The organism is Nonomuraea sp. NPDC049649 (assembly GCF_040675175.1).
GTDB lineage: Bacteria > Actinomycetota > Actinomycetes > Streptosporangiales > Streptosporangiaceae > Nonomuraea.
The window spans coordinates 115,748-134,009 of sequence record NZ_JBFAOH010000018.1 but is presented as its reverse complement, the minus strand read 5'-3'; the positions used below and the strand labels follow the sequence as shown (position 1 = coordinate 134,009).

20 protein-coding genes are annotated in these 18,262 nt (G+C 70.4%); 14 read left to right on the top strand and 6 right to left on the bottom strand.

The annotated features are described in order from the left end of the window. The first annotated feature begins 215 nt into the window (after positions 1-215). The 3 genes from AB0J42_RS22945 to AB0J42_RS22935 are packed head-to-tail and all read left to right on the top strand — an operon-like array spanning position 216 to position 2,745. Positions 216-1,130 (top strand): hypothetical protein, encoded by a 915-nt coding sequence (locus AB0J42_RS22945; protein ID WP_364297539.1) that lies wholly within the window; start codon positions 216-218, stop codon positions 1,128-1,130. A gap of 9 nt (positions 1,131-1,139) precedes the next feature. Further along, a complete protein-coding gene (locus AB0J42_RS22940) occupies positions 1,140-2,027 on the top strand; it encodes an SDR family NAD(P)-dependent oxidoreductase (RefSeq protein WP_364297537.1) in 888 nt (295 codons plus the stop codon). A 52-nt stretch (positions 2,028-2,079) separates the two neighbouring features. Continuing rightward, positions 2,080-2,745 carry a polysaccharide deacetylase family protein gene (locus AB0J42_RS22935; protein ID WP_364297535.1) on the top strand — a complete coding sequence of 222 codons (666 nt, stop codon included), beginning with the start codon at positions 2,080-2,082 and terminating at the stop codon, positions 2,743-2,745. A 32-nt stretch (positions 2,746-2,777) separates the two neighbouring features. On the opposite strand, the gene AB0J42_RS22930 is transcribed toward AB0J42_RS22935, so the two are convergent. Continuing rightward, positions 2,778-3,962 carry a transposase gene (locus AB0J42_RS22930; RefSeq protein ID WP_364297533.1) on the bottom strand — a complete coding sequence of 395 codons (1,185 nt, stop codon included), beginning with the start codon at positions 3,960-3,962 and terminating at the stop codon, positions 2,778-2,780. Positions 3,963-4,142: 180 nt separating this feature from the next. Between AB0J42_RS22930 and AB0J42_RS22925 the strand changes: the two genes are divergently transcribed. The 4 genes from AB0J42_RS22925 to AB0J42_RS22910 all read left to right on the top strand — a co-directional run bounded on the left by AB0J42_RS22925 (position 4,143) and on the right by AB0J42_RS22910 (position 8,646). After that, complete coding sequence (locus tag AB0J42_RS22925) at positions 4,143-5,051, top strand: glycosyltransferase family 2 protein (protein WP_364297531.1); 909 nt, start codon at positions 4,143-4,145, stop codon at positions 5,049-5,051. After that, positions 5,048-6,079 (top strand): GNAT family N-acetyltransferase, encoded by a 1,032-nt coding sequence (locus AB0J42_RS22920; protein WP_364297529.1) that lies wholly within the window; start codon positions 5,048-5,050, stop codon positions 6,077-6,079. Before AB0J42_RS22925 ends, AB0J42_RS22920 begins: the two co-directional genes overlap by 4 nt. 94 nt (positions 6,080-6,173) lie before the next feature. Next, complete coding sequence (locus tag AB0J42_RS22915; protein WP_364297527.1) at positions 6,174-7,478, top strand: nucleotide sugar dehydrogenase; 1,305 nt, start codon at positions 6,174-6,176, stop codon at positions 7,476-7,478. Continuing rightward, positions 7,468-8,646: a glycosyltransferase family 4 protein gene (locus AB0J42_RS22910; RefSeq protein ID WP_364297525.1), complete on the top strand. Its 1,179-nt coding sequence runs from the start codon at positions 7,468-7,470 to the stop codon at positions 8,644-8,646. Before AB0J42_RS22915 ends, AB0J42_RS22910 begins: the two co-directional genes overlap by 11 nt. 8 nt (positions 8,647-8,654) lie before the next feature. Here AB0J42_RS22910 and AB0J42_RS22905 read toward each other — a convergent pair whose 3' ends face one another. Then, entirely contained in the window at positions 8,655-9,488 is an 834-nt protein-coding gene (locus tag AB0J42_RS22905) for a glycosyltransferase (protein WP_364297523.1), read from the bottom strand. 38 nt (positions 9,489-9,526) lie between these two features. Between AB0J42_RS22905 and AB0J42_RS22900 the strand changes: the two genes are divergently transcribed. Both AB0J42_RS22900 and AB0J42_RS22895 read left to right on the top strand, forming a co-directional pair. Continuing rightward, positions 9,527-10,075: a dTDP-4-dehydrorhamnose 3,5-epimerase family protein gene (locus AB0J42_RS22900; RefSeq protein WP_364297521.1), complete on the top strand. Its 549-nt coding sequence runs from the start codon at positions 9,527-9,529 to the stop codon at positions 10,073-10,075. Between the two features lie 12 nt (positions 10,076-10,087). After that, positions 10,088-11,065: a hypothetical protein gene (locus AB0J42_RS22895; RefSeq protein WP_364297519.1), complete on the top strand. Its 978-nt coding sequence runs from the start codon at positions 10,088-10,090 to the stop codon at positions 11,063-11,065. Here AB0J42_RS22895 and AB0J42_RS22890 read toward each other — a convergent pair. The 3 genes from AB0J42_RS22890 to AB0J42_RS22880 all read right to left on the bottom strand — a co-directional run bounded on the left by AB0J42_RS22890 (position 11,014) and on the right by AB0J42_RS22880 (position 13,584). Further along, the gene (locus tag AB0J42_RS22890) at positions 11,014-12,294 is read right to left on the bottom strand and encodes an O-antigen ligase family protein (RefSeq protein ID WP_364297517.1); all 1,281 of its coding nucleotides are present in this window, start codon (positions 12,292-12,294) and stop codon (positions 11,014-11,016) included. The two genes, AB0J42_RS22895 and AB0J42_RS22890, sit on opposite strands and share 52 nt — an antisense overlap. 50 nt (positions 12,295-12,344) lie before the next feature. Then, on the bottom strand, positions 12,345-13,049 hold the full coding sequence (locus AB0J42_RS22885; RefSeq protein WP_364297515.1) for a hypothetical protein: 705 nt from the start codon (positions 13,047-13,049) through the stop codon (positions 12,345-12,347). Between the two features lie 94 nt (positions 13,050-13,143). Beyond that, positions 13,144-13,584 carry an ATP-binding protein gene (locus AB0J42_RS22880; protein WP_364297513.1) on the bottom strand — a complete coding sequence of 147 codons (441 nt, stop codon included), beginning with the start codon at positions 13,582-13,584 and terminating at the stop codon, positions 13,144-13,146. A gap of 143 nt (positions 13,585-13,727) precedes the next feature. On the opposite strand from AB0J42_RS22880, the gene AB0J42_RS22875 reads away from it, so the two are divergent. The 5 genes from AB0J42_RS22875 to AB0J42_RS22855 all read left to right on the top strand — a co-directional run bounded on the left by AB0J42_RS22875 (position 13,728) and on the right by AB0J42_RS22855 (position 17,355). Continuing rightward, on the top strand, positions 13,728-14,537 hold the full coding sequence (locus tag AB0J42_RS22875; RefSeq protein ID WP_364297511.1) for a helix-turn-helix transcriptional regulator: 810 nt from the start codon (positions 13,728-13,730) through the stop codon (positions 14,535-14,537). Further along, positions 14,534-14,743 (top strand): DUF397 domain-containing protein, encoded by a 210-nt coding sequence (locus AB0J42_RS22870; protein WP_364297509.1) that lies wholly within the window; start codon positions 14,534-14,536, stop codon positions 14,741-14,743. The genes AB0J42_RS22875 and AB0J42_RS22870 overlap by 4 nt, the downstream gene beginning before the upstream one ends. Before the next feature lie 125 nt (positions 14,744-14,868). Beyond that, positions 14,869-15,471, top strand: a complete 603-nt coding sequence (locus AB0J42_RS22865) for a YdcF family protein (RefSeq protein WP_364297507.1) — start codon at positions 14,869-14,871, stop codon at positions 15,469-15,471. Between the two features lie 130 nt (positions 15,472-15,601). Continuing rightward, positions 15,602-16,486: a DUF6492 family protein gene (locus tag AB0J42_RS22860; protein WP_364297505.1), complete on the top strand. Its 885-nt coding sequence runs from the start codon at positions 15,602-15,604 to the stop codon at positions 16,484-16,486. Further along, positions 16,483-17,355: a DUF6492 family protein gene (locus tag AB0J42_RS22855; RefSeq protein ID WP_364297503.1), complete on the top strand. Its 873-nt coding sequence runs from the start codon at positions 16,483-16,485 to the stop codon at positions 17,353-17,355. The genes AB0J42_RS22860 and AB0J42_RS22855 overlap by 4 nt, the downstream gene beginning before the upstream one ends. On the opposite strand, the gene AB0J42_RS22850 is transcribed toward AB0J42_RS22855, so the two are convergent. Then, the gene (locus AB0J42_RS22850) at positions 17,334-18,230 is read right to left on the bottom strand and encodes a hypothetical protein (protein WP_364297501.1); all 897 of its coding nucleotides are present in this window, start codon (positions 18,228-18,230) and stop codon (positions 17,334-17,336) included. The two genes, AB0J42_RS22855 and AB0J42_RS22850, sit on opposite strands and share 22 nt — an antisense overlap. Positions 18,231-18,262 lie beyond the last annotated feature (32 nt).

The window sequence follows — 18,262 nt, the reverse complement described above, 5'->3', positions numbered from 1 at the left end:
TGATGAACGAGCAGTTGGAAGAGGCGGTGGCGCAGAAGGGCCGGGGTGATCTGGGTGAGCTGCTGATGGGCGGCGACACCTGGCGCATCGGCTGATCCACGCTGAAATTCACTGAGGCGCCGCCGGTATCCCGGCGGCGCCTCAGACGTTTCCAGCCCCACCCGCCAGCCCGGGGGATCTGGCGCCGGGGGTGGGTGTCGGGTGAGGATGCCGGGGTGGGGAAGGCGTGGTGGGGGGTCGGCGCGGTGGGCGTCGTCGTGCTGGTGGTGGTCGGGGTTTTAGTGGCGGCCTCCGGGCCTGCTGAAGGGCCGGTGGTCGCAACCCCGAAAGCTACGGAAGTCGAGACCATCAAGGGGTTTCCGGGGGCGGGGAATACGGGGGTGCCGGAGGGGACGGAGCTTGAGGTGGTCGACGGGGATCGGACGTTCGCCGTGGATGGGGAGGTGGTGGAGGGCAAGGAGTTCCGGGGGTTTGTGACGGTTACCGGGCGGGGTGTCACCTTCAGGAAGTGCCGGTTTCTCGGGGGGAAAGCGGACCGGGTGCGGCCGTTGGTGGATACCGAGCATGCCCGGGACACGGTGATCGAGGATTCCGAGTTCCGCGCGGCCCATCCGTCGCCGTCGGTGGATGGGATCTGGGCGGCGCACACGACGATTCTCCGGTCGGAGTTCAGCGGGACGGTCGACGGGGTCAAGGCGCATTCGGGGACGGTCGTCCGTGATTCCTACATCCACGATCTGACCTGGTTCCCCGAGGATCCGGATCAAGGTGGCAGGCCGACGCACAACGACGGGGTGCAGGCGTTCGCCGACCAGACCGGCGTGACGCTGGAGCACAACACGATCGACCTCTCCACCACGCGCGACCCCAACGCCGCCGTCCAGTCGTCGGCGGACGACCTGCGGGTGGTGGGCAACTATCTGGACGGCGGCGCGTGCGTGGTGAACATCGACCACACGCCGCTCGGCCGCCCGCTGCGCGGCCAGCACGTCACCGGCAACCGGTTCGGCCGGGTGTCCGCGTACGACTGCCCGATCCTGCTCAGCACCCGGTCGGAGCTGGAGAGCGACGGCGGGAACGTGTGGGACGACACCGGCGAGCCGATCCCCGAACCGGAGCAGCACGACTAGGAGGCGCACATGTGGGAGGGCACGCCGGCGCTGGTCACGGGCGCGACCGGGTTCATCGGCGCGCACCTGGTCAGGAGGCTGGCCACGCTGGGGGCGCGGGTGCACGCGGTGAGCCGCCGCCCGCGGGTCTCCGAGCACGGGGAGCGCTGGCACGCCGCCGATCTGAGCGATCCGGCCGCGACGACGGAGCTGGTGGCGGAGGCCGCCCCGGAGGTGGTCTTCCATCTGGCCAGCGAGGTGACCGGGGTGCGGGAGCCGGATGCCGTGGCGCCGACGCTCGCGGCCAACCTCACCGCGGCGGTCAACCTGCTGACCGCCGTCACCGGCACCCCCGTACGGAGTGTGGTGCTGGCCGGGTCGGTGGAGGAGCCGCGCGACGGCCTCGCGCCCGGCTCGCCGTACGCCGCCGCCAAGGCGGCGGCCACCGGTTACGCGCGGATGTTCCACGCGCTCTGGCAGGTGCCGGTGTCGGTGCTGCGGGTGGCGATGGTGTACGGGCCGGGGCAGCGGGAGAGGTCCAGGCTGATTCCGTACGCGACGACGGAGTTGCTGCGCGGCCGGGATCCGGAGCTGACGTCGGGCACCCGGATGGTGACCTGGGTGTACGTGGAGGACGTGGTGGACGCGTTCGTGCTGGCCGGGGCGGGCGGGGCGGCGGGTGAGGTACTGGACGTCGGCACGGCCGAGCCGGTCTCGATCCGCGACACCGTGGAGCTGCTGGCCCGGGTGGTGGGCGGGCCGGGGCGGCCGAGGTTCGGCGCGGTGGCGGCCCGGCCGCTGGATCGGGCGCAGCGGTCGGATCCGGGCCCGGCGGAGCGGGTGCTGGGCTGGCGGCCGGCCACGGAGCTGGAGGAAGGGCTGCGCCGCACCGTCGCCTGGTACGCAAAGCACCTGTAACACCGCATCTCGGACGGCGATATCCCTCCTGACGACTGACGCAGGGGGCGGGATGCGTGCGGTGACCAACTTGACCGTGCACGGCATCGGCCCCACCACCCGCGAACTGGACCCAGGTGAGGGAGACACCTGGGTGAGCGTCGCGCAGTTCGAGCAGGTGGTGGACGCCGTGGCGGGCCGGCCGGACGTACGGCTCACGTTCGACGACGGGAACATCTCCGACGTGGAGATCGCGCTGCCGAGGCTGGTCGAGCGGGGGCTGAAGGCCGAGTTCTTCGTGCTGGCCGGGATGCTCGGCGAGCCGGGGCGGCTGGACTCCGACGGGGTGCGCGAGCTGCTGGACGCGGGCATGCGCATCGGCTCGCACGGCTGGGCGCACCGCGACTGGCGCACGCTGGGCGCGCGGGAGGCGGCCGAGGAGCTGTCGGCGGCGCATCACCTGCTCGGGCAGCTCGTGGGCGAGCCGGTGTCGCGGGTGGCGATCCCGTTCGGCTCGTACGACCGGCGGGTGCTGAGCCGGCTCAGGCGCATCGGCGTGACTCGTGCGTACACCAGCGACGGCGGCCCGGCCAGGCCGGGCTCCTGGCTGCAGCCGCGCACCAGCCTCCGCCACGACCTGGACCGCGGCTGGATCACGCGGGTGCTCGACGGCGGCCCGTCGCTCCCCCGCCGGGCGGCCAAGCTGGCCATGCGCCTCTACAAGCAGGTGCGCTGGTGACTCCTCCACCCCCTGAAGGGAGCGGCTTCTCGCTAGGCCGCTTGCGCAGCCTGGCGAAGGGCAAGCCCTGCCCTCAAGATGTTGATCGCCGCGTTCACGTCGGCGTGCGCGGCATGCCCACACGCCGCACAGGCGAACGCGGCCTGGGTGACGCGGTTCTCCGCAACGCAGTGCCCGCAACGCGAGCACGTGCGGGAGGTGCCGGCGGGGTTCACCGCGATCAGCTTGCGACCGGCGCTTTCAGCCTTGTGCGACAGGATCGTCAGGAACACCCCCCAACCCGCGTCCAGGATGCTCCGGTTGAGGCCGGACTTGGCGGCGACGTTGCGCCCGGGTGCTTGGACAGTGCCGGATCCCGAGCGGGTCATGTTCGTGATCCGCAGGTCTTCGTGCACGATCACGTCGTAGGCATGGACCAGGGCGAGCGCGGCCTTGTGTGCGTGGTCGAGGCGCTGGCGGCGGACTTTGGCGTGCAGCATGGCGACGCGGGCCACCGCCTTGCGCCGCCGCCGCGAGCCGCGCCGCTTGCGGGCCAGGTCGCGCTGCGCGTCCGCGAGGCGGCCGGCGGTGGCGGCGAAGTGGCGCGGGTTGGCCACCTGGCCGCCGTCGGAGGTGGTGACGAGCGAGGCGACGCCCATGTCGATACCGCCCACCGCACCCGTCGCAGACAGCAGGTCAGCGGGCACGTCGTCGCACGACAGGACCACGTACCAGCGGGAGCCCTCGCGCTTGACGGCGATCGTCTTCACCCGGCCGCGCACGGCCCGGTGCTGGTGGACGCGGACGTGCCCGACGCCCTGCAACCGGACGAACGTGGCCGAGCGGTGTTCGGGCTGGGAGTCCCACCGGCAGCCGTCGCCGTCCTTGGGCCACTCGACGGTGTCGAACCAGCCCCGGCCCTTGAAACGCGGGAACCCCGGCGTGCGCCCGGCCTTGACGCGGGCGAAGAACGCGCCGAACGCCTTGTCGAGTCGTCGCAGGGTGGCCTGCTGGGAGGAGAACGACCAGCGGCCCTGCCCGTCCGGGTCATCGCCCCGGATGTGTTTCAGCTCGGCCGACTGGTCTCCGTAGCCGACGCTCACGCCCGCCTTGGCATAGGCGGTGCGGCGGTGTTCCAGTGCGGCGTTGTAGAGCTGCCGGTGGTCTTCCAGGCACGCCGCCAACGCCGCCGCCTGCTTGACGGTGGGGCGCAGCAGAAACTTGAACGACCTTCGCACACCCCACCCCCATCACTTTCAGTAACAACAACACAACGGTAACGGCTGGCACCGACAAAAACGCGGAAGGACATCTGCGATGCGTGGACCTGACAGGTCAGGGCGGGCTCGGGCCTTGGAGGCCCTCCCGCTCCCGATTCCCCCGTCGCCTGAAAGCGACGGTCCCCTCGGGAGGATCTGATGGGCCGGGTCGCCGTGGTGATCGTCACCTACAACAGCGCCGGCGTGCTCGGCGGCTGCCTGGACTCGCTCGCCGCCGGGGCCGAGGGCGTGGAGCTGGTGGACGTGGTGGTGGCCGACAACGCCTCCAAGGACGACTCGGTGGCGGTCGCCGAGGGTTTCGGGCCGCCGGTCAGGGTGGTGCGGACCGGCCGGAACGGGGGCTACGCGGCGGCGGTCAACGCCGGGATCGCGGCGCTCGACCTGGACGGGCTCGACGGCGTGTACGTGCTCAACCCCGACTGCCGGCTGCGGCCCGGTGCAATCAAGCCGCTGCTGGCGTGCCTGCGGGAGCCCGGCCGGGGCATCGCGGTGCCGTACATGGTCAACCCGGACGGCTCGCTCCAGCCGTCGCTGCGCAGGCGGCCGACCGTGGGGAGGGCGCTGGTGGAGGCGGTGATCGGCGGCAGCCTGGCGGGCCGGATGGGCCGGCTCGGCGAGCTGGTGACGGATCCGCGCGCCTACGCGCGGCCGGGGGCGTTCGCCTGGGCGACGGGGGCGGCCATGCTGATCTCGCCCGAGGTGATCCGGGCGGTGGGGCCGTGGGACGAGTCGTTCCTGCTCTACAGCGAGGAGACGGACTTCTGCCTGCGCGCCGCCGACCTGGGCTGGGCCACCTGGTACGAGCCCGCGTCGGTGATCGAGCACATCGGCGGCGACTCGGGGGTGAACCCGGCGCTGGCCGCCCTGCTGGTGGTCAACAAGGTGCGGCTGTACCGGCGGCGGCACGGGCCGCTGGCCGGGCTGGCCTACTACCTGGCGGTGCTGGGCGGCGAGGCCGTGCGCGCGCTGGCGGGCCGGCGCACCTCGCGCGCCTCGGTCGAGGCCCTGCTGCGGCCGTCGCGCCGGATGACGGCGCTGCCGCAATGAGCCGCCGCGCCCCGGCCCTGCGGGCCGTGCCGTTCGACGCGCTCTCGGCGGAGGAACTGGACGCCTGGCATGCGCTGCGGGCCGCCAATCCCGCCCTGGACAGCCCGTACTTCCATCCGGGTTTCGCCGCGGCCGTGCACGCGAGCGGGCGGCCCGTACACGTCGCCGTGAGCGCGGGCGACGGCGGGATCGACGCGCTGGTCCCGTACCACCGCGACGGGCGGGTGCTGCGGCCGGCCGGCTGGCCGGGCGCGGACTTCCAGGGCCCGGTGCTCGCCGCGGGGACGCCGTTCCGGCCGCTCGGGCTGCTCTCCCGGGGGACCGCGGCGTACGAGTTCGACCATCTCGTGGCGGAGGCCCCTGGGTTCGGGCCGTGGGTGCTGGGCCGCAGGCCGTCGCCGTACCTGGACGTCAGCGGCGGGCTGCCCGGCTACCTGGGGCGGGCCTCGCGCAGCGGCAAGGACAACATGAACCAGGCGCGCCGCCGGGCCGCGAAGGCCGAGCGCGAGCACGGCACGGTGAAGTTCGAGGCCGACTCGCGGGACCGGGACGCGCTCGCGCTGGTGATCGCGCTCAAGCGGGCGCAGTACGTGGCGACCGGCGCGGCCGACCACTTCGCCGAGCCGGACCGGGTGCGGCTGGTGGAGGGGCTGCTGGGTGTCCGCGACGGGTCGTTCGGCGGGGTGCTGTCGACGCTGCACGCCGGGCCGCGGCTGATGGCCGCGCACTTCGGGCTCCGTGCGGGGCGGGTGCTGCACTGGTGGTTCCCGGTGTACGACCCGGAGTTCGCCCGGCTGTCACCCGGGTGGATGCTGCTGCGTGAGCTGGTCGCCGCCGCGCCCTCGCTCGGGGTGGACCGGATCGACCTCGGCAGGGGCGAGGACGAGTACAAGCGGCGGGCCAAGACCGGCGAGACCTGGGTGTGCCAGGGCGTGGTGACGCGGAATCCGGTGCGGCGGGCGGTGGCGCTGGCGATGCACCGGGCACGGACGATGGTGAGATCTGTCCGGACCCGGACACATCCGTAACGTTCCAACAGACATCCCCGACATATCGGTGGAGGCGGGGAAGATCGCGAACGTCCTCTGCACGGTCCAGCACGCTCTTCAGGCGGGGGAAGCCATGCGGATCAGCGTCTTCGGGCTCGGTTACGTGGGGTGCGTCTCGGCGGCGTGCCTGGCCTCGATGGGACACGAGGTCGTGGGCGTGGACGTCAACCCGGCCAAGGTCGAGCTGGTCAACGGCGGCCACGCGCCGATCGTCGAGGAACGCATCGGCGAGCTGGTCGGACAGGGCGTCCGGGACGGCCGATTACGCGCCACCACGGACGCCGCCGCGGCGGTTGAGTCCAGCGAGCTCTCGCTCGTCTGCGTCGGCACCCCGTCCGCGCCGAACGGCAGCCTGTCCACCACCTTCCTGGAGCGGGTCGCCGAGCAGATCGGGCGGGCGCTGCGCCCCGGGCACGTCGTGGTCTTCCGCAGCACCATGCTGCCGGGCACCTGCACCGAGCTGCTGATCCCGATCCTGGAGCTGGCCTCCGGGCTGCGGGCGGGCGCGGACTTCGGGGTGGCGGTCAACCCGGAGTTCCTGCGCGAGGGGACGAGCGTGCGCGACTTCTTCGCGCCGCCGAAGACGGTGATAGGAGAGTCGGATCCGGCCAGCGGGGACGTGGTGGCGGGGCTGTACGCGGGGCTGCCGGGCGAGGTGTTCCGGGTGCCGATCCCGGTGGCCGAGATGACGAAATATGCGGACAACGCCTTCCATGCCCTCAAGATCGGCTTCGCCAACGAGCTGGGCGCGGTCTGCCAAGCCCTCGGCGTCGACTCGTACCAGGTCATGGACGTGTTCCTGGCCGACAGGAAGCTCAACATCAGCCCCGCCTACCTCCGGCCCGGGTTCGCGTTCGGCGGCTCCTGCCTGCCCAAGGACCTGCGCGGCCTGGTGTACGCGGCGCGCAAGGCCGACGTCGCGGTGCCGCTGCTGTCACACGTGCTGCCCGCCAACGAGGCGCACCTGCGGCGGGCCTTCGACCTGATCACCGCCCCGGGGCTGCGCAAGGTCGGGCTGCTCGGGCTGTCGTTCAAGCCCGGCACCGACGACCTGCGCGAGAGCCCGCTGGTCGAGCTGGCCGAACGGCTCCTCGGCAAGGGGTACGACCTGCGCATCCACGACGCCAACGTGTCGATGTCCCGGCTGATGGGGGCCAACCGCGAATACATCGCCGAACGACTGCCGCACCTGGGCGAACTGCTCGCCGACACGGTGGCCGAAGTGCTGGACCACGCCGAGGTGTGCGTGATCGGCAGCACCGACCCGGCCGTGCTCAAAGAACTCGACGGCTTCCGCGGCAAGGTGATCGACCTCGTACGGGTACCGGAGGCCGCGGCGCTCCGGGACAGAAGGGACTACGTGGGCATTGGCTGGTAGAGCGCTCATCCTCGTCGAGAACCTCTCCGTCCCGCTCGACCGGCGCGTCTGGCAGGAGAGCGTCGCGCTGCGCGAGGCCGGGTGGGAGGTGCACGTCATCTGCCCGATGGGCGCCACCCAGGACCGCGAGGCCGAAGCGGTCATCGACGGGGTGCGCATCCACCGCTACCCGCTCCGCGCCGCCACCGGCGGACCGGCCGGCTACCTGCGCGAGTACGGGTCGGCGCTCTGGCACACCTTCCGCATCGCCCGCCGGCTCGGGCGCTTCGACGTGGTGCACGCCTGCAACCCGCCCGACCTGTTCTTCCTGGTGGCGAGGGTCTTACGGGGTGCCCGGTTCGTGTTCGACCAGCACGACCTGGTGCCCGAGCTGTACCTGTCGCGCTTCGGGCGGGGGCGCGACCTGCTGTACCGGGCCGTGTGCCTGCTGGAACGCCGCACGTACCGGGCCGCGCACGTGGTGATCACGACCAACGAGAGCTACCGGCGGGTGGCGCTCACGCGCGGCGGCAAGAAGCCCGGCGAGGTGTTCGTGGTGCGCAGCGCGCCCGCCGTCGAGCGGTTCCACGAGGTGCCCGCCGAGCCCGCGCTCCGGCGCGGCAAGCCGCACCTGCTGTGCTACCTCGGCGTGATGGGGCCGCAGGACGGGGTCGACTACGCGCTGCGCAGCCTGGCCCGGCTCCGCGACGAGCACGGGCGCACCGACTGGCACGCCGTCTTCGTCGGCGGCGGGGACACCTTCGACGCCATGGTGGCGCTCTCCCGTGAGCTGGGGCTGGGCGAGAACGTCGAGTTCACCGGGCGGATCCCTGACTCTGACCTGATGCGCTACCTGTCGACCGCGGACGTGTGTCTGTCCCCGGACCCGCTGAATCCGCTGAACGACGTGTCCACCATGAACAAGGTCATGGAGTACATGGCGATGGGGCGGCCGATCGTCTCCTTCGAACTGCGCGAGGCCCGGGTGTCGGCGGGCGAGGCGGCCCTGTACGCGCCCGCCAACGACGAGTCGGAGTTCGCCAAGCTCATCGCCCGCCTGCTGGACGACCCCGCCGAACGGCTGCGCATGGGCGAGATCGGCAAGGAACGGGTGGCGGGGCCCCTGTCGTGGACCGAGTCCAAGAAAGCTCTCCTCGCGGCGTACGAAGCCGCCCTGGACACCCGGTGACGTTCACGTCAGGGTCTGCTCTGGCGGGTGCTCGCGTCCGTACCCCAGTCTGTCCTGTTCCCTCTCGTCCAGGTGAGAGCGCGGTCGGCGGCGAGGACCGTCAGGTAGCAGGCGACGTCGAGGACGCTCACCTCGCGGGCGGCGAGGAGGTCGCGCAGCGCCCCGGCGCGCAGCGAACGGGCCGGTCTGCCGAGCCGGGCGAGCTGCCGGTTGCCCTGCCGCACCCGCACCCGCCGGGCCAGGTGGGCGCGGACCGTGCGCGCGGGCCGGACCACCGACCTGGCCTCCGTCACCACCACCCGCTCATCACCGGTGAAGGACCCGTCCGTGTAGCCGTCGTCGGAGATCACGTCGGGCAGCGGGAACACCCTCCGGTGCCCCTCCTCGCCCAGCACGTACACCCCCACCCCGGCCAGCGCCCGGGACGGCGCGATCAGCCGGTCGTGCACCCGGTGCACCCGCCGGACGAACCGGCCGACCCCCGCCAGGTCCCACTCGGGCACCGGCGCGCAGGCCAGCACCCCCGGCCGGGACGCCGCGTCGGCCAGCGCGCGCACCGACGCCGCGTCCAGCCGCACGTCGGCGTCCAGATAGACGCGCGGGAAGACCCGGCAGGCGGCGTCGCCCAGCCGCAGCGCCCCGGCCTTGCCCGGCTGAGGCGTCTCCAGCACCCGCACCCCCTCCCGGGCCGCGACCGCCGCCGTGCCGTCCGTGCAGGCGTTGGCCACCACGATCACGTCGAACTCCCCGGGTTCCGTCCCGGCCAGCAGCGCGTCGAGGTTCGCCCCGATCACGCCCGCCTCGTCGTGGGCCGGGATCACCACGCTGACCGTCGGCTTCATCACCCCGCCTTTCGGATATATCGCCTGAAGGAGACAGCATGAGAGTGGAACCGGGCGACCTCGACGGAGTGCTGCTGTTCCGGCCGGCGCCGCATCGGGACCGGCGCGGGCTGTTCACCCGGACGTTCGACGCCGCCGTCGCCGCCGAGGCGGGGCTGAAACCGGAGACGTTCGTCCAGGACAGCCAGTCGAGGTCGGTCCGCGGCACCATCAGGGGCCTGCACGGGCGCGGCGGGCGGGGCGAGGCCAAGCTGGTCCGCTGCGCCCGGGGCGCGATCCACGACGTGCTGGTGGACGCCCGGCCCGGCTCGCCGACGTTCGGGCGGGTCATGGAGGTGCGGCTGGACGACGAGGACTTCACCGTCCTGTACGTGCCGCCGGGGCTGCTGCACGGCTTCCAGGCGCTCACGGACCACGCCGACACCTGCTACCGCATCGACCGCGAGCACGATCCCGCCGAAGATCTCGCGGTCCGCTACGACGACCCGGACCTCAAGATAGCGTGGCCCCTGCCGGTCACCGAGGTGAGCGACCGCGACCTGCGCGCGGGCTCCTGGGCCGACCTGGCCCGCCGGCTCGGCCACTGAGAGGTGATGCCTGTGCGCCCGGGAAACAACCAGCCCGCCGGAGCGGTACCACCTGTACGTGCCGAACCCACCCGCACGCCGATCCGGCTCGCGAAGGTCGCCGGGGCCGTCTCGATGGTGGTCGCGCTCGCCGCCTGCCAGGCGGAGCCGCGCCCGACGGTCGCGCCACCGCCGCCGCCCAGCCCGTCGCCGTCGATCGTCAGGCCCGACGGCAGCGCCTGCCCCGACCATCCCACTCCGGCCTGTACGGGCGCGCCCAAGGGCCTCCGGCTGACCGAGCTCACCCTCAACATCGACAACGTCGCGTACAAGGTGGACACGCCGGGGACGGTGCTCGACGGCGTGCACATCCGCGGCCCACTGGTCATCCACGCCGACGACGTCACGATCAGGAACAGCGTCATCGACGGCCACGTCACCAACGCCGACGGCGACCGTTCGTTCCGGTTCACCATCACGGACACCACCGTGGGCACCGCCGACACGTGCGGCCCGCTGCCCGGGGTGGGCCACGACAAGTACAAGGCCACCCGCGTGCTCGTGCACGGCCACAGCGACGGCTTCCGTGTCTCCGGTGACGACGTCGACATCCGCGACTCGTACATCAAACTCTGCTCGAACCCCGGCGACCACTCCGACGGCATCCAGGCCTACAACGGCGGCAAGGGCCTGACCTTCCACCACAACACGGTCGACCAACGCGAGGCCAAGCACATCACCGCGCCGATCTTCCTGGTGGACGAGAAGTCGGAGGACGTTGTGGTCACCGACAACCTGGTGATGGGCGGCACGTTCAGCATCCAGGTGCGCAACGCGCGCGGCAAGCAAGTCGTGCGCGGCAACAAGCTGGTCGACCAGTCGTGGGTGTACGGCCCGGTCGACTCCGAGTGCGGCCGTACCGACTGGGCCGGGAACGAACTGGTCACCATCGACGAGAACTATCGGGTCACCTCGATCGTCGGCCCGCTCGCCTGCGACGGCGCGAGCTGATCGTCGCCCACCGCACGCAGCAGCGCGCCCGCCGCCCCCACCAGGAGGAACGAGATCCCCGTCACCGTGTGGAACGACAGCAGGTCGAACGTGAACGACCCCACCAGCGGCACCACCAGGCAGGCCGCGATGGTGAGCCCGAGATCACGGGTGACGGGATCGGCGCTGAGGAACCGCGACCGCAGCGCCGCGTAACCCGCCACCAGGAACAGCGCGGCGAACGCCACCGTGCCGATCAGCCCGGTCTCCACCATCGACAGGATGTACTGGTTGTCGAAGATCTGGTGCTTGGGCGCGTACCAGGTCCCGAGGCCGCGGCCCAGCCAGAAGTGGCGGCTGATCTGCTGGGCGGCCACCGCGTAGTCGTGGGTGCGGTACTGGATGCTCTCGTCGTTGCCGAGGTTCGTGAACAGGCCGACGAACGTGCCCAGCAGCCCCGGCACGGCGATGCGGACCGCGACCAGGAACCCGGCCGCCGCCAGCAGCGCCTGGAACCGCCGCCGGTTCGGCCAGCCCGCGAACAGCACCGCGCCCACCACGGCCAGGCTCAGCATCGCCGAACGCGACACCGAGAACATCAGCCCGCACCCGATCAGCAGCGTGCACAGCCACCAGCGCAGCGACGGCTCCCCCAGCTCCCGCGCCCGCACCCCGTAATGCACGGCGATCGGCAGCAGCATCGCGCAGGTGACGCCGAACTCGATCGGATGCCCCGTGGTGGCGGCCACCCGCCGCAGATCGGCCCGCTCCAGCACGAACGCGTCGCCCTCGTTCGTGTAGCGCAGGATCGGCAGCTCCATGAACCGGGTCAGATCGACGGAGAACAGGAACTGCAGCGCGCCCACCACCGCGATCACCGCGCCGGCCACGACGAGCGCCTTGAGCACGAAGTCCAGCCGCCGCAGCCCGCGCACCCCGTCACAGACGGTCAGCGCCAGCCCGACGATCGCCACCACCAGCACGAACGAGTGGTCGGCCAGGTTGAGCTCGTCCGACTCCATCGGACCGGCCGTGGCGAACCCGTACGTGGCGAGCATCGCGGTGAAATAAGCGAACAGCGCCGTCCGTACCGGATTGCGCCCCTTCGCCGCACCGAGCGCGAGCGTGAGCTGCGCGCACAGCCACAGCAGCGCGGCGCCCAGGCTGACCACGTTCGCGGGCGTCAGCGACAGCGGCAGATACTTCAGCACCAGCCGCGCGGGCACGACCAGCAGCACAACAGCGAACACCGCCGCGACAGTCGCCCCATCGGCCCGCCCCGGCGGGGACCCGTCTACCGTCATGCCCCGGCCCCATCGGCGCCGACCAGCTCCCTCTTTTCGGACGGTACGGAACGACGGCGCCGAAGCGGACCCGCCAGACTCTCCGCAGCGAAGGCAGCCGTCAGAGCGGCGATCACCCCGAGCCCCAGAGCCGCCGCCGACGAACGGAGCTTCCTGCCCGTCTGCGGAGCCGGCGTGGTCGGCGGCACCGCCTCACTGATCGTGATGTACGTCTGCGGCGGCGCGTGCACCTGCCGCTGCCGCACGTCGAGCTCCTGCCTGACCCGCTCGATCACCTGCCGGACGATGGCCGCGGACTCCTCCGGCGTACGGCTCTCCCCCTCGATGAACACCAGCGGCCCGGTAGCCAGCGACTCCAGGTTGTTCGTCCCGTTCGTCACCTTGTACCCGGTGTCCCCCTCGGCCGTCCCCATATCGGCCACCATGTCCGGCGTACTCATCACGCTGATCAGCATCGAAGCGGCCACATCCAGCCCATGATCGAAGTTCAACAGCGGATTCACCTGGGCGACGGGCTGATCGGGATCGGGCGGCTGCACCCCACCGCTGGTCGGCGCGGTCAGCACGAGCACAGCGGTGGTGCTGTAGGTGAGCGGAATGGTGGTGTACGCATAGAAGGCACCCCCGAGAGCCAGCAGAAAAGCCGGCAAGGCGACGTACCAGCGCCTGATCAGGACGAGGATGCTCCCCCAGAAATCCACGCGCCCTCCCACACAGGTGCCGCCCTCTAAATGTCGGGCATACCGGGGTGGAGCGTTACAGATCAGAAGATACGGGCAGGTGTCGTTCTCGCCGTCAGCGAGGCAGTCGAGCCCACACGACGCATTCACCCGCGGGCGTGGTTTCGGTCCCCCAGCAACCGAGCGTGAGTTCGTCAACGACCCATAGGCCCCTGCCCCTCTGCTCGTAGAGAAGAGGCATACGTGGCAGAGGTCCGGACTTGGAGCGGCCGGGATCCACCACGATCAACCGCCAGTAGCACTTGCCGCGCTCCTCCTCCGGCCGCAGACTCATCCTGACCCAGTGGGCACCGCCATGAGTCACCGCGTTCGTGACCAACTCCGACGCGATGAGCTGAAGATCCTCCAGGGCGGGATGCTTGCCCATCCACTCACGAAGCTCACGACGGGCCATCGCGGGCAGCAGAGCGCCTTCGTCCACCTCACTGATCACCCACACCATGTTTCCTGCGTATGGGAAATCTGTCACAGCCGCTTTCATGATCACCTCCGGCATACATCGAGGTGCGTGTTTGTGCGGTTACGGGCTTCATCATGGCTCGCCACCTCCTCAAAGCAGCCCTGAATGTCCCTCCAAAACTTGCACAACATGTGGTTGGCTCGTACGTACGGAGGTAGGGCCATTCTGGAAGGTGCGATATGCCGAAAGAGGGCTACACCGTCGCCGAATCCGCAAATAAGGAATACCGGCGGCGGATGCGCCAGTATCGGACGGCAAGCGGGCTCACTCACGCACGCCTCGCCCCTCTGATCCCATGCAGCGAAAGCCTTGTGGGAGCTGTAGAGCGAGGCACCAGACCACCGACCGAGTCCTTTACCCGAGGGCTGGAGAGGACATTCGGGTTAAATGGCGAGTTGCTTGAGCTGCTGCCGGCCATCCGGGATGTCAACCCGGTGTGGTTCCGCAAATGGCCCGCCATCGAAGCCGCAGCCAGAAGCATCCGCATCTACCAACTGGCATTGATCCCCGGCCTTCTCCAGACAGCGGACTACGCCCGTGCCATCTTCGAAGGTGAACCCGGAGCCACGTCCGGCGAGGTGGAGAAAGCCCTCAAAGCCCGCCTCCAACGTCAAGCCATCCTGTCCCAGACCTGCCCGCCGAGCCTCTCCGTGATCCTGGACGAGAGTGTTCTCCTTCGCCACATCGGCGGCCCTGAAGTCATGGCCGAGCAGCTCCGCCATCTCCTCGACATGATGGCCCGCCCGTACGTGACGGTACGGGTGGTCCCCTTGTCGGCACGCAGCACGGCGGGGCTGGTCGGTCCGTTCGTCCTGGCATCCGACGACGACACCAGCGCGGTGTTCCTGGAGAACGCCGAGACTGGAGAAGTCATCCACCAGGCCGAGATGGTGCACAAGCTGAATCAACGATGGGAACTGCTCTCCGGCCTGGCTCAGCCGACCTACGAAACCATGAAAATCATCCAGAGGGCCATGGAGGAAAAATGACGGAAAACGAGTTGGCCACTGCAGCATGGCGAAAGGCCACCGCCAGCGGCGGAACCGGAGGTGACTGCGTGGAAGTCGCCCCGCTCAGCCAAGGCCGTGTCGCCATCCGAGACAGCAAGAACCCCAGCGGACCTGTCCTAGTGTTCACGGCCTCGGAATGGGACGCATTCAAGGACGGCGTCTCCAAGGGAGAGTTCAACTTCTAGTCGACAAGCCGGCATGGGGCCTGCCTACCGAGCGGGCCCCTCTGCGTGTCCTGATTTCTCCGGTGCACACACGGGTACATACACGCTCCCGACAGGCGGTCACCCCTTCAGAGTTGAGGATCGCGATGACCGACGACATCAGCCCCGAACAGGTCGCTGCCATCACCGCCTTCGTAGACGTCGAGGCACCACCACCCGCCGGCCACCCCACGGCACACTTCCTCTTCGGCACCAACCAGATCCAGCCGATCGAGATCGCAGCCGAGCGGTACCACAAGGGATTGGCGCCACTGATCATCTGCACCGGAGGGGTCAACCGCCACGACGGCATCGTCGAAGGGGAGACCTTCCACCGCCTGCTGCTCGAACGCGACGTCCCGGACGAGGCCATCCGCGTCGAGGCCCGTTCCGCGAACACCTGGCAGAACGTCGAATACGCCCTGCCTTTCCTACGAGAAGCGCGTCAATCGGGGCTCACCATCACAGCCGTGTGCAAGTGGTACCACCGCCGAACCGTCCACTTCCTCAAGGCCCTGGCCCCGGAGATCACCCCTTTCCACGCCATCACCTGGGAACCCCTCTACTCGGGCAGATCCGTCACCCGCACGGATTGGCCAGACATCCCCGAAGGAAAGCCGCGAGTCATCCGGGAATGGGAAGAAGTGACCCGGCGTGTAGCCGACGGCAGTCTCGTGGCGGCGGAGTTGGCAGGAGCAACATGGCGTTGAGCAGATATGTAGCCAAAGTGGCGGAGATGTCGGGCGTACGGGATGGAGCCTCACAGAAGCCCCTGTAACACCGTACAAACCCCCGCGATATGGATAAGAGGCGTTTCACGGGGGACTGGAGAGGGTCTTCATGAGCGAATTGGCCGTCGTCACGCCCACCTACCGGCCTGACGCCGACCTCTTCGCCCATCTGCACCGCTCGGTACTGGAGCACACCCCCGGCGACACCGTCCACCACGTGGTGGTGCCCGCCTCCGACCGTGAGCTGTTCGCCGGTTACGCGGGGCCGCGCTGCCGGGTGTGGACGTACCCGGAGATTCTTCCCCGCCGGCTCACTCACCTGCCCGGCACCGCGCTCTGGATCGACCCGGCGCGGCCCTGGCCGCCGCTGCGGGGCTGGGTCGTCCAGCAGGCGGCCAAGGTCGCCGTCACCGCCCGGCTCGACGCGCGGGTGGTGCTGGTGGCCGACTCCGATGTGGTGCTGGTCCGGGACGCCCGGCCCGGGCACCTCGTCCGGGACGGCCGGGTCGTGCTGCACCGGGCCGACGGCGCCGTGCACGACGGCATGCCCGAGCACGTGACCTGGCATCGCGTCGCCCGTGAACTGCTCGGCCTGCCCGCCACCGCCGTCCCGCCGCTGCCCGACTATGTCAGTTCGCTGGTCTGCTGGGACCCGGCCGTGGTGCGCGCCATGATCGAGCGGATCGCCGAGACCACCGGCCGCGACTGGCTGGACGCCTTCACGGCTCACCTGCGGGTGTCGGAGTTCATCGTGTACGGGGTCTTCGTGGACGAGGTGCTGAAGGCGGATCCGCCGGTCGACACGGCGCTCTGCCACAGCCGCTGGGACCGCGCCCCGCTCGACCACGCCGGCGCCGTGGCCTTCGCCGACCGGCTGGGGCCCGGGGCGATCGGCATGATGATCTCCGCCAAGTCGCGGACCCCCGTGGCGGCGCGGCTGGCCGCCATCCTGCGTTGCGCCCAGGTCACCGGACTCGATGGGAGTCTCTCGTGAGCAAGCTGGCGGTCATCACGCCGTCCTACGCCCAAGACGCCGAGCTGTTCGAGCTGCTGCACCGGTCGGTGCTGGAGTACACCTCCGAGGACACCATCCACCACGTGTTCGTGCCGCCCGGCGACCGGGAGCTGTTCGCTCCGTACCAGGGGCCGCGCTGCCACGTGTGGGTCCGCTCCGAGCTGCTGCCCCGCCGCTACCTGCGGATGCCCGGTACGGACGTGTACGTGAACTATCGGCGGCCGTGGCCGCCGCTGCGCGGCTGGGTCATGCAGCAGACCGTCAAGATCGCCGCCGCCGGGCGGATCGACGCGGACGCCATGCTGATCGTCGACTCCGACGCGGTGCTGGTACGGCCGACCGACGCGGCCTCGTTCACCCGGGACGGGCGGATGTGCCTGTACCGGGTGGAGAACGGCGTCACCGCCTCGATGGAGCGGCACGTCATCTGGCACCGGGTGGCGCGTGAGCTGCTCGGGCTGCCACCGCCCCCGCCCCCTCCGCTGCCCGACTACGTGACCGCGCTGACGTTCTGGGATCCCAAGATCGTCCGGGCGATGCAGCGGCGCATCACCGAGGTGACGGGGCGGGACTGGATGGACGCCTTCAACTCACAGCTGCACATCTCCGAGTTCATCCTGTACGGGGTGTTCGTGGACGAGGTGCTGAAGGCGGATCCGCCGGTGAACACCACGATCTGTCATCTGAGCTATCACCACGAGCCGTGGGACGTGGAGACGGCGGTGGCCTTCGCTGACCGGCTGGGCCCGGAGGCGGTGGGGATGATGCTGTCGGCCAAGTCGGACACGCCGATGGAGTCCAGGCTGGCGGCGATCCGGCGGTGCGCTCAGGTGGTGGAGTCCGGCTGACCGTCCCGGGTCACCTCGATCGGCCCGGTGTCCTCGACGGCCCTGTCCTCGGTGCCGGTCTCGCTTTCGGGCGAGTCCGACTCCAGTTCCGCCACGGTCAGCGGGAAGGACGGGAGCTCGGGCAGCTCGGGGTGGGCGCCGTTCCGGTGTGGCGTGTCGTCCTCGACGGCAGGATCTACGGTGGAGGCCTCCGCGGGGCTCTCGGTCGTGGCTGATTCCGGGACTTCCCTACGGCGGAGGTGAATGATCACGTACGCCGCGCCAAGACCGATCGTGACGGCGGCGAAGGCGCCTCCGGCGGCGGCCACGAGGCGGTTCTGCATGAGGGGCTTGGGCACGGAGGCGGGCATCACGTCGAGGACGCCGATGTGGGTGCTGATGGGCGCTTCCAGGGCCACCTGCCGCTCGGCCAGCTCCAGCCTGACGCGCTGCTGGGCGCGGGCCATGACCTCTCTGACCACCTGCGGCGAGGTGCTTTCCACCTCGACGTAGACGAACGGCCCGTTGGTGCTGATGCCCAGCAGGTCGGGGTTGGTGCGCCCGTCGTTGATGGTGACCGAGGTGGGGCCGTCCTCGGGGGCGCCGAGTTCGGCCGCGACGTCGGGCCTGTTGGTGGCGAGGATGAGGATGCCGGCGGTGGTCCGGAGCGCGTCGTTGAACTGGAGCAGCGGGTTGGTCAGCCCCGGCTTGGACTCGGGCAGGGTTTCGAGGGTGCCGCCGGTGGCGGGCACGGTGAGCACCATGGAGGCGGTCGACACATAACGGGTGGGGACCAGGAACCAGCCGGCCAGGGCCAGCAGGATCGCCGCCAGCGCGACCGGAGGCCCGACGAACCTTCTCCGGGCCAGGCCGACAACGGTCTTCCAGAAGCCCACTACGTCCGCCCCCGTCGGTTATAACGGTACAA